General features: G+C 70.5%; 8 protein-coding genes and 1 pseudogene. 2 read left to right on the forward strand and 7 right to left on the reverse strand.

Translation table 11 applies throughout. The features are described from left to right. The 4 genes and pseudogenes from Tsedi_RS12300 to Tsedi_RS11975 form a co-directional block, all read right to left on the reverse strand. Window positions 1–209: pseudogene (locus Tsedi_RS12300) on the reverse strand (hypothetical protein); the annotation flags it as partial. Between the two features lie 138 nt (window positions 210–347). Beyond that, window positions 348–1403: an alpha-hydroxy acid oxidase gene (locus Tsedi_RS11965; protein ID WP_246099286.1), complete on the reverse strand. Its 1056-nt coding sequence runs from the start codon at window positions 1401–1403 to the stop codon at window positions 348–350. 62 nt (window positions 1404–1465) lie between these two features. Next, window positions 1466–2155 carry a Fe2+-dependent dioxygenase gene (locus Tsedi_RS11970; protein ID WP_143896920.1) on the reverse strand — a complete coding sequence of 230 codons (690 nt, stop codon included), beginning with the start codon at window positions 2153–2155 and terminating at the stop codon, window positions 1466–1468. Between the two features lie 103 nt (window positions 2156–2258). Continuing rightward, the gene (locus tag Tsedi_RS11975) at window positions 2259–4547 is read right to left on the reverse strand and encodes a TonB-dependent receptor (protein WP_143896922.1); all 2289 of its coding nucleotides are present in this window, start codon (window positions 4545–4547) and stop codon (window positions 2259–2261) included. Window positions 4548–4767: 220 nt separating this feature from the next. Here Tsedi_RS11975 and ahpC point away from each other — a divergent pair, with 220 nt between their 5' ends. Further along, a complete protein-coding gene (gene ahpC / locus Tsedi_RS11980; protein ID WP_143896924.1) occupies window positions 4768–5331 on the forward strand; it encodes an alkyl hydroperoxide reductase subunit C in 564 nt (187 codons plus the stop codon). A gap of 144 nt (window positions 5332–5475) precedes the next feature. Further along, a complete protein-coding gene (gene ahpF / locus Tsedi_RS11985; RefSeq protein ID WP_143896926.1) occupies window positions 5476–7062 on the forward strand; it encodes an alkyl hydroperoxide reductase subunit F in 1587 nt (528 codons plus the stop codon). A 106-nt stretch (window positions 7063–7168) separates the two neighbouring features. Here ahpF and bamC read toward each other — a convergent pair whose 3' ends face one another. The 3 genes from bamC to Tsedi_RS12000 are packed head-to-tail and all read right to left on the reverse strand — an operon-like array spanning window position 7169 to window position 9844. Then, the gene (gene bamC / locus Tsedi_RS11990; protein ID WP_143896929.1) at window positions 7169–8299 is read right to left on the reverse strand and encodes an outer membrane protein assembly factor BamC; all 1131 of its coding nucleotides are present in this window, start codon (window positions 8297–8299) and stop codon (window positions 7169–7171) included. Window positions 8300–8332: 33 nt separating this feature from the next. Beyond that, window positions 8333–9217 (reverse strand): 4-hydroxy-tetrahydrodipicolinate synthase, encoded by an 885-nt coding sequence (dapA, locus tag Tsedi_RS11995; protein WP_143896931.1) that lies wholly within the window; start codon window positions 9215–9217, stop codon window positions 8333–8335. Window positions 9218–9262: 45 nt separating this feature from the next. Continuing rightward, window positions 9263–9844: a class I SAM-dependent methyltransferase gene (locus Tsedi_RS12000; RefSeq protein WP_143896933.1), complete on the reverse strand. Its 582-nt coding sequence runs from the start codon at window positions 9842–9844 to the stop codon at window positions 9263–9265. Window positions 9845–10016: the final 172 nt, after the last annotated feature.

The raw sequence follows: 10016 nt of genomic DNA on the forward strand, positions 1-10016 counted from the left end.
CACGGGAGCCGCCGCCGCGCCGGGCCCCAGCGCGGCGGCGGCTCCCGTGGCGGCGCCCGCTGCGCCTGCCGTGGCCGCTGCGCCGCCAGCACCCGAGGCGCGGCAACCTGCGGAGGCGCGGGGGGGCTGAACTGCAGCGTCCACAAGGCAGCCGCGTGCGCGGCCAGCACGCCGCCGCTGACGGCCAAGGTGCGCCGCGACCGCGGCACCGTGCCCGCAGCGTCTGGGCTGCCAGCTTGGGATGGGCTGAAAGGGGCCATGTGCGCGTTCATCATCGCGGGCTGCGCAACACCCACCAGCCCGCTATCGCTACGGCGGCCAGAGCGCCGAGCCAGGCCCACAGCATTTCACTCATCTTCGGCATCTCCTGCATGTCGATGGGGCGTCGCATCGGTCATCGGGATCAAGGTTACGCTTCGAGTTTCATGGGGGCTGGCGCAGCCCAGCAGCGCCAGCGTGGCTTGGAACGCGTCGCGCCAGTGGCGCCAAAAGCGAGCCACCCCGCGCGCGCCGTCTTGGGCCAGGGCCTGCACCACCGGACGGCCCACCAGCACCGCGTCGGCGCCCAGCGCCAGCGCCTTGACAGCGTCGGCGGCGCAACGCAGCCCGCCATCGACCAGGACGCAGCGGCGTCCATCGACGGCGGCCAGCACCGCCGGCAGCGCTTGCGCGGTGGCCGGCAAGCCGTCGAGCACCCGGCCCCCGTGGTTGGAGACGATCAGAGCATCGCCAAGGTTGTGGTCGCAGATCCGGCGGGCATCGTCGGGGTGCAGCACGCCCTTGAGCACCAGCGGCAGTTCCAGCCGTCGGCGCAGCCAAGCCACGTCATCCCAGCGCAGCGCGCAGCCGAGCAGGGTTTCCAGCGTGCCCCGCGGGGCGGCGGCCGGCAAATTCGGCTGCGGCCAGTCCGGAGGCAAAGCAAAGCCGGCGTCTTGCTCGCGCGCGCTGGGCCACTGCAGCGGGGCATCGACGGTCAGCACGATGGCTTCATAGCCGGCGCGCTGTGCGCGTTGCGCCAGCCGCCACCAGTCTTCGCGGCCTCCATAAGGATAAAGCTGAAACCACAGCGGGCCGCGTTGCGGCTCAGCGCGCACCGCGTCGGCCACCGCCTCCAGCGGCACGGTAGCCTGCGTGGACAGGACGAAGCCCGCCCCCTGAACCGCGCTGGCCAGCGCCGCGCCGAGCTCCGCCTCGGGATGCGCCAGCCGCAGGTGGGCCATGGGGGCGACGAGCCACGGCGTCGGCCAGCGTTGCCCTAGCAGCGTGGTCGAGATGTCCACCTGCGTGGGGGTGGACAGCACGCGGGGCAGCCAGCCGATCGAGCGCCAGGCGCGTTCGTTGGCGCGCAGGGTGATCTCGTCGCCGGCGCCACCCAAAAAATACGCCGCGGCGGCTGCGTCCATCCCGGCGGGCGACGCTGTGGCCGCGCAGCGCGGCGACGGAGCGGGCTGGGTCGCGTGCAGGGTCATGTCGAAGCCCACATGCGCAAAAGGTTGTGATAGACCCCGGTCAACGCGGTGGTCTGCGCGGTTTCCCCCAGCTGCTGGCGCAACTGCAGCAGATTCATGTCCAGCTCAAAGAGCAGGCGGCGCTGCTCGTCGTGGCGCACCATGCTCTCGATCCACAGGAAGCTGGCCAGCCGTGTGCCGCGCGTGACGGGCGTGACTTCGTGCAGGCTCGTGCCGGGGTAGAGCACCGCGTCCCCGGCGGGCAGCTTGACGCGCTGCACGCCGAACGTGTCGTGAATGGTGAGTTCGCCGCCATCGTATTCATCGGGGTCGCTCAAGAAGACCGTGCACGACAGATCGGAGCGTACCCATTGGCCATCGGCCTGGGAGTGCAGCACCGCGCCGTCGATGTGCCGGCCATACGCGGGCGCTTGCGGGCGGTAGCGGTTGAAGAGGGGATTGAAAATTTTGCGCGGCAGCGCGGCGGAAAAAAACAGCGGTTCGCGCTGCAGAGCGGTCAGCACCATGGCTCGCAGCTCGGCGGCCTGGGGGCTGTCGTGGGCCAGCTGCTCGTTGTGCTTGACGAGCGCCGCCTGGCTGCCGGCGCTCAAGCGGCCATCCCGCCAGGGCGCATCAGGGGCGTCGAGCACGGCCCGAATGTGGGCGCGCTCGTCGGTGGTCAACAAGCCTTGAAGGTGAAGCAGCATCGGATGGCTTAAAGATACGGTGACATCGTTAAAAAGGGGCCCGATGATCCGGTTGGGCGCATCGGGCCCCAAGCCCTTGGGAGCACCTCAGACGATAAACACTTCAGAAGACGGTTTTCAGGCTCAAAAACACGCGCCGCGGCGCCCCGGGCGCGTAAAAGCCCCGGTAGAGCCCGTCGGCGTAGAGCTTGTCGGTCAGATTGTTGATCGTCAGCTTGACCGTGGTGCGCTCGTCCACGGTGTATTCGACCATGCCGTCCAGCGTCGTGAACGCGGGCGCCACCACGGTGCGGTTGCCCACCGGGCTTTGCTCGCTGCGGTGGTTGACGCCCAGACCGAGCCGCCACTGCGGCGCGACGCGGTAGGTGGTCCAGGCGCTCAAGCTGTGCTTGGGCGTCAGGCCCGGACGGTCGCCCACGCGCTCGACCGTGCCATTGGGCGGGCAGGTGGCGTCGTTGCAGCGGTCGATCCTGGCGCTGGGGATCCAAGTGTGGTTGTAGAAGATCTCCCACTTCGGCGTGATGCGGCCGGCGGCGTTGATCTCCACGCCGGTGGCATGCCGCTTGCCCGACAGCAGCAGCTGCTGCGCGGCGCTGTCGGGGTCGGTGTTGCGCTCGTTGTATTTTTCGGAGCGAAACAGCGCCACCCCCAACAGCGCGCGCTGCTCGAACAGTTCCCATTTGGCGCCGACTTCGAGGTTGCGGCTTTTTTCTGGCGGCGTCTTGGCAAGCTTGGCGTTGGCGCTGCCCGGATCGAAGTTGCCGAGCGCGAACTGATACGTGTCGCCCGACAGGTTGTAAGACTGCCCGAACGAGGCGTAGTAGGATGAGACCGCGTCGGCGTCGAAGATCACGCCGACGCGCGGGCTCCAGACGTTGTCGCGGCGCGAGCCGGTGGCGCCGCTGGCGGCGTCGCGGTAGTCGGCCTCGAAACGGTCGAAGCGCACGCCGCCGACCAGTTTCCAGCGCGGCGCCACCTCCACCGCATCTTGCAGATAGACCCCAATGCTCTTGGCGTCGAAGGTGTTGTAGATCCAGGTGCGGGTGTCGTCGCGGCGCGCGCCGTCGTTGGGCGTGCCCACGCGCGTCAGGCGCACGCTGGCCGGTGCGGTGGCGGGCAGCGCGCCGCCGCCATTGTTGTTGTTGCGGCGCGCGTCTTCATCGGTGATGTCGATCCCCGCGGTGAGGTGGTGGCGCCAGCCTGCGGCTTCGAACTTGTGGCTGTAGTCGGCCTGCAGCTGGGTGATGTCGCTGATGCCGCGGCGCCCTTTGAAGTTGTTGCGCGACAGGATGGTGCCGGGTCCGGGTGGATTGGCCAGGCTGACCGTCTGTCCTGGGCACAGGGTGGCGTTGTTCTGGCAGAAGCTCACCACGGTGGCCCAGAGATCGCGCTCGTAGCGTCCGTGGCGCAGGGTGGTCTTGAGCTCCTCCTGCGGGCCCAGGCGCCAGGTGTGCGACAGCGTCAGCACGTTCTGCTCGCTGTGGAGGTAGTCGCTGGCCAGCCCGTAATGGTTTTTGGCCGGCAGCACCGGCACGATGCGCCGCCCCGTCTCGCCGGGGTTGCCGGTCAGCAGCCAGGGGTGGTTGTAGTTGGGCCGTTGCCGGGTCTCGAGGTGGTAGAGATCGATGGCGAACTCGTGGCACTCGCCGATGCCGGTGCGCAGCGCCACGGCCAGCCCGCGGCGGTCATCCTTGGCGCCCCAGAGGTCGGCCTCTTGCGCCATGGCGTTGAGCCGCACGGCGGCGCCGCTGCCAAGCTGGCGGTTGAGGTCGGCCTGCAGGCGGCGGTGGTTGCCGTTGCCGACCGTGGCCTCCAGCTCGTAGCGATCCATCAGGAACGGCTGCTTGGTGACCTGGTTGACCACCCCGCCGGTGGAGCCCTTGCCAAACAGCATGGAGGCCGAGCCCTTGAGCACCTCGACGCGGTCGGTGGCGAAGGTGTCGCGGGTGATCAGCTGGCCTTCGCGCATGCCATCGCGGTAGATGTCGCCGGCCTGGCCGAGCGAGAAGCCGCGCAGCCGCACGTCCTCTTCGCCGGTTTCGCCGGCCTGGAACGTGATGCCGGCGGTGGTGCGCAGCACGTCGCGGAAGTCGTCCAGGTTGCGGTCGTCGAGCAGACGCTCGGTCATGACGGTGACGTTTTGCGGGATCTCGCGCAGCGACTGCTCGCCTTTGCCAAGCCGCGTGGTGCCGGGCTTGAGGGTGGACTTGGAGCGCACTTCGGCAGGGTCCTGCTGACCGGTGACGGTGACGGTGGCCAGGGTGCCGGCCGTCTCGGGAGCCGGCGCCTGCGGCTGGGCGGCGGCATTCAGGCTCGCGGCCAGAAGGGCTGCGCCCAGGGGCAGGCCAGGGGCGTGCGGGCGACGGAAGGGGGGGTCGAGTGGCTGGGTCATGGTGTCGCAAGTCGCGGGGAGGGTCAGGCTCGAGTGGAGAAGTATAACTGAGAACGATTCGTATTACGAGTATAAGGTGGAGCGATCGAGTCTATAGTAACTATCAATAGTCAGAAGTGATTGCTTTCAGCTATGATTTGCGGGTCGACGCCGGCTTCCCTGCCCGCAGCGGCCGGGTGCGGTGTCCCGACTCTCCCCTCAACCACGAAAGGAAGATCCCATGTCGCTGATCAACAAGCAGGTGCAGCCCTTCAAGGTGCAAGCCTTCCACAATGGCAAGTTCGTCGAGATCACCGAGCAGTCGCTCAAGGGCCACTGGTCGGTGCTGATCTTCATGCCGGCGGCCTTCACCTTCAACTGCCCGACCGAGGTCGAGGACGCGGCCGACAACTACGCCGAGTTCCAGAAGCTGGGGGCCGAGGTGTACGTCGTCACCACCGACACGCACTTCTCGCACAAGGTGTGGCACGAGACCTCGCCGGCGGTGGGCAAGGCCAAGTTCCCGCTGATCGGCGACCCGACGCACCAGCTGACGCGCCAGTTCGACGTGCACATCGACGAGGAGGGCCTGGCGCTGCGCGGCACGTTCGTGATCGACCCCAACCTGGTCATCAAGACCGCCGAGATCCACGACAACGCCATCGCGCGTGACGTCAAGGAGACGCTGCGCAAGCTGAAGGCGGCCAAGTACGTCGCCGAGCATCCGGGCGAAGTCTGCCCGGCCAAGTGGAACGAGGGCGCCAAGACGATCGCCCCGTCGCTGGACCTGGTCGGCAAGATCTGACGCCGACCGCGGCGGCACCGCGCCGGCGCCGCCGCCCCTGGTATTCCATCCCGCCTCCCCCGATGCGTACCTCGATCACCCCTGACCAAGGGGGTGGCGGGGGAGGGCTGTCCCAGTCACCCGAACCGACGAGAGGAAACCCCGATGCTCGACGCCCAACTCCAGACCCAACTGCGCGCCTACCTGGCGCACGTCAAGCAGCCCTTCGAGCTGGTGGCCTCGCTGGATGACTCGGCCAGCGCGAGGGAGATGCTCGACCTGCTGCAGGAGATCGCCGCCCTGTCCGACGGACGCATCACGGTGCGCACCGACGGCGGTGCGGCGCGCCGCCCGTCGTTTGCGCTGCAGCGCCCCGGGGAGCCGGCGCGGCTGACGTTCGCCGCCATTCCGCTCGGCCACGAGTTCACGTCGCTGGTGCTGGCGCTGCTGTGGATGGGCGGGCACCCGCCGAAGGTGGAGCCCGAGGTGCTCGAGCAGGCGGCCGAGCTGCCGGGCGAGCACGACTTCGAGGTCTACATGTCGCTGTCGTGCCACAACTGCCCGGACGTGGTGCAGGCGCTGGCGCTGCTGGCGATCGTCAACCCGCGCGTGCGCACCACCGTCATCGACGGTGCGCTGTTCCAGCAGGAGGTGCAGGAGCGCAACGTGATGGCGGTGCCGCTGGTGCTGCGTGGCGGACAGGTGCTACATTCGGGCCGCGCGACGCTGCAGGAGCTGCTGGCCAGGCTGGACGGCGGCGCGCGCGAGCGCGCCGCGCAGGCGCTGGCGGCCAAGGAGCCGTTCGACGTGCTGGTGGTGGGCGGGGGCCCGGCGGGGGCGGCGGCGGCGGTGTACGCCGCGCGCAAGGGCATCCGCACCGGGCTGCTGGCCGAGCGGCTGGGCGGCCAGGTCAACGACACGCTGGCGATCGAGAACTACCCGTCGGTGATGGAGACCGAGGGCCCGAAGATGGCCGCGGCGCTGGAGGCGCAGGTGCGCCACTACGAGGTGGACGTGATGAACGGCCAGCGCGCGGTGGCGCTGCGCCCGGCTGCCGAGCCAGGCGGCTGGATCGGCGTGGAGGTCGAGGGCGGGGCGACGCTGCGCGCGCGCAGCGTGGTGCTGGCCACCGGCGCGCGCTGGCGCAACCTCAACGTCCCCGGCGAGGCCGAGTACAGGAACCGCGGCGTGGCCTACTGCCCGCACTGCGACGGCCCGCTGTTCAAGGGCAAGCGCGTGGCGGTGATCGGCGGCGGCAACTCGGGCGTGGAGGCGGCGATCGATCTCGCCGGCATCGTCGCGCACGTGACGCTGCTGGAGTTTGCCGAGCAGCTCAAGGCCGACGCGGTGCTGGTCAGCAAGCTGCGCAGCCTGCCCAACGTCACGATCCTCACGCAGGCGCAGACGCTGGCCATCGTCGGCGACGGCCAGCGCGTCACGGGTTTGCGCTTTCGCGACCGCGCCAGCGGCGCCGAGCACGAGCTGGCGCTGGAGGGTGTGTTCGTGCAGATCGGCCTGGTGCCCAACACCGAGTGGCTGGACGGCGTGGTGGCGCGCAACCGTTTCGGCGAGATCGAGATCGACGCCGCCTGCCGCACGAGCGTGCCGGGGGTGTTCGCCGCCGGTGACTGCACCACGGTGCCGTACAAGCAGATCGTGGTGGCCGCTGGCGAGGGCGCGAAGGCGGCGCTGTCGGCGTTCGATCACCTGATCCGCACGCCGGCTCCGGCGGAGGAGACCGTCACCGCTTGACGCAGGCCGGCGGCCGCATGGAGGCAAGCCCGCCGCAAGGTTTCCGCCCGGCGGATGCCGCGGACTGAAGGCACGGCGGGCGGCCTGCGGGGCCGCCCGCCCGGGTTCACTTGAGGTCGTCGACCAGCAGCTTGGCGATGCGTTCGGCGTTGGCGCTGCGGTCGGGCTGGCCGGCGGCGTCCAGCACCTGCACGGTGGTGCGGTCGCCCTCGGCGCGTACGAGGATGCGCAGCCGCACCGGGGCCTGCTCGGCCTTGCCGCCGCCGCTGAGCCAGCCGGTCAGGCGGCCGAAGAAGCCCGGCTCACGCTGCGCCGGCTCGGCGCTGGGGGCGACGTAGCGCACGAAGTAGACCCCCTCGGCGCGGTTGCGGTCCTCCACCGTGAAGCCGCTGCGGTCCAGGCTCAGCCCGACGCGGCGCCAGGCGCGGTCGAAGTTGTCGTCCAGCACGACGACCGGGCGGCCTTCGCGCGTCTCCAGCCGCGCCTGCACCGGGCCGGCGCCGGCGGCGGTGGCCGCCTTGGCCTGTTCCTGGGCGACGCCCAGCTTGACCATCAGCCGGCGCAGGAATTCGGCCTCCAGCTCGGGGTCGGCCGGGCGCGGCTGCCAGACGGTGTTGTCCTTGCGCTCGTTGCTGTAGACCTCGACCATGCCGCGGTGGCTGATGAAGATGTCGCTGCCGCCGCCGGCGTTGCGCTCCACGCGCGTGCGGAACTTGTCGCGCTCGCCGGTCGAATAGAGGTTGTCGAACAGCTTGCCGATGGTGGCGCGGATGATGTCCTGCGGGATCTTGGCGCGGTTCTCGGCCCAGTCGGTCTCCATCAGGCCGAGCTGCGGCTGATCCAGCGTGAGCAGGAAGCCGTTTTCCTGCCAGAAGTCGCGCAGCGCCGGCCACAGCTGCTCGGGCGCTCGGTCCACCACCAGCCAGCGCTGGCTGCCGGCGCGTTCGATGCGCACGTCGCCAAGCTGCACCGGGGCGGCCACCGTGGTGCCGGGACGCGCGGCCGCCGCGGCCTCGAAGCCACTGGCCGTCACCGGGCCGCCCGGCAGGGCGTAACGCGTGTCACGCGCCAGCTGGGTCAGGTCGGGGGGGACTTCCAGCGTGTTGATCTGCTTGGCGCTCTTGTAGTCGATGCGGGTCTCTTCCAGCACCGAGCAACCGCCGGCCAGCAGCGCCGCCAGCGCCAGGCAGGCCAGACCGCCACGAGCGGGGCGGGCGTCGGAGGGGATCGCGGACATGGTGTCTCCCGTGGTCGTCCAGGCTCGTGAGGGTCAGAGCAGCCCGCTTTCGCGCAGCGCGGCCTCCACCGCCGGTTGCGCTGCGGCCGACAGCGGCGTCAGCGGCAGGCGCAGGGTGGGGCCGCACAGGCCCAGCCGCGCCATCGCCCACTTCACCGGGATCGGGTTGGCTTCGATGAACAGCTGCTTGTGCAGCGGCAGCAGCTGCATCTGGATGCGCATCGCGGTGCGCGCGTCGCCGGCGATGGCGGCCATGCACAGTTCGTGCATCAGACGCGGGGCTACGTTGGCCGTGACGCTGACGTTGCCCTGGCCACCGCACAGCATCAGCGCCACCGCGGTGGCGTCGTCGCCGGAGTAGACGGCGAAGTGCGCCGGGCGGTGGCGGATCAGCCACTGCGCGCGCTCCAGGTTGCCGGTGGCTTCCTTGATGCCGACGATGCCGGGCAGCTCGGCCAGCCGCAGCGCGGTTTCCGGCAGCAGGTCGGCCACCGTGCGCCCGGGCACGTTGTAGAGGATGATGGGCAGGTCGCCGGTGGCCTCGGCGATGGCCTTGAAGTGCTGGTAGAGCCCCTGCTGCGTCGGCTTGTTGTAGTACGGCACGACCTGCAGCTGGCAGTCGGCGCCGACCTTGCGCGCGTACTCGGCCAGGGCGATGGCCTCGCGCGTCGAGTTGCCGCCGCAGCCGGCCATGATCGGCACGCGGCCGGCGGCGTGCTCGACCGCGACGCGGATGATCTCGCAGTGCTCCTCCACCGTCACGGTGGGGGATTCGCCGGTGGTGCCGACGACGCCGATGCAGTCGGTGCCCTGCTCGATGTGCCAGTCGATCAGCTTGCGCAGGGTGTCGTAGTCGACGCTGCCGTCCTCGTGCATCGGGGTGACGAGGGCGACGATGCTGCCGGTGATGGGCTTCATGGGGATCGGGAGGGTTGGCGGCAAGGCTGCCGGTCAGGGGACATTCTAACCAGCGTCGACGCCGGCCAGCGGCAAGCGCGGCGGCTCGGTGGCGTCGCCCGGCGGGCGCAACGCCACGATGCGCTGCACGAAGCGCGGCCCGCGCGGATCGAAGCCGTCCTCATAGGCCAGCACGCGCAGGCCGGTGCAGGCGTGCAGCAGCTCGCCCGGTTGCAGCAGGAAGTCGGCGCGCGCCGGCCGGCCCACCGTTTCCTGACCCGCGGCGAAGGTCTCGTACAGCAGCACGCCGCCCGGGGCGAGGCTGGCCACCAGCGTCGGCAGCAGCGGCCGCCAGAGGTAGTTCGTCACCAGCACGACGTCGAAGGTCCGGCCGGGCAGCGGCCAGGGCGCGTCTTCCAGGTCGGCCTGCAGCGGCGTGACCGCGGGGCCGAGGTCGGCCAGTGCGGCCAGCGCCTGCGGGTCACGGTCGACCGCGGTGACGTGGTAGCCCTGCTGCGCCAGCCAGCGCGCGTGGCGGCCGTGGCCGCAGGCCACGTCCAGCGCATGGCGGGGGCGCTGGCCGTGCAGTGCCCGCAGCAGTGCGGCGCGCGCGGTGATCCAGGGCGAGGGGGGCAGGTCGGCATGCATGGTCAGAAGCAGCTCCACAGGCGGTCGGCCAGCTGCTGCAGGAAGGCGGGCGAACGGTACCACGCGAACACCGCGAGGCCGGCGCCGAGGACGGCCGCCCAGGCCAGCCGGCGCAGCCAGCGGGCGCCGGTCGGTGCGGTGGCGGCGGGGGGCAGGGGCGCGTCCATGGGGC

Origin of the sequence: Tepidimonas sediminis, assembly GCF_007556605.1 — a bacterium.
GTDB classification, from domain to species: Bacteria; Pseudomonadota; Gammaproteobacteria; order Burkholderiales; family Burkholderiaceae_C; genus Tepidimonas; species Tepidimonas sediminis.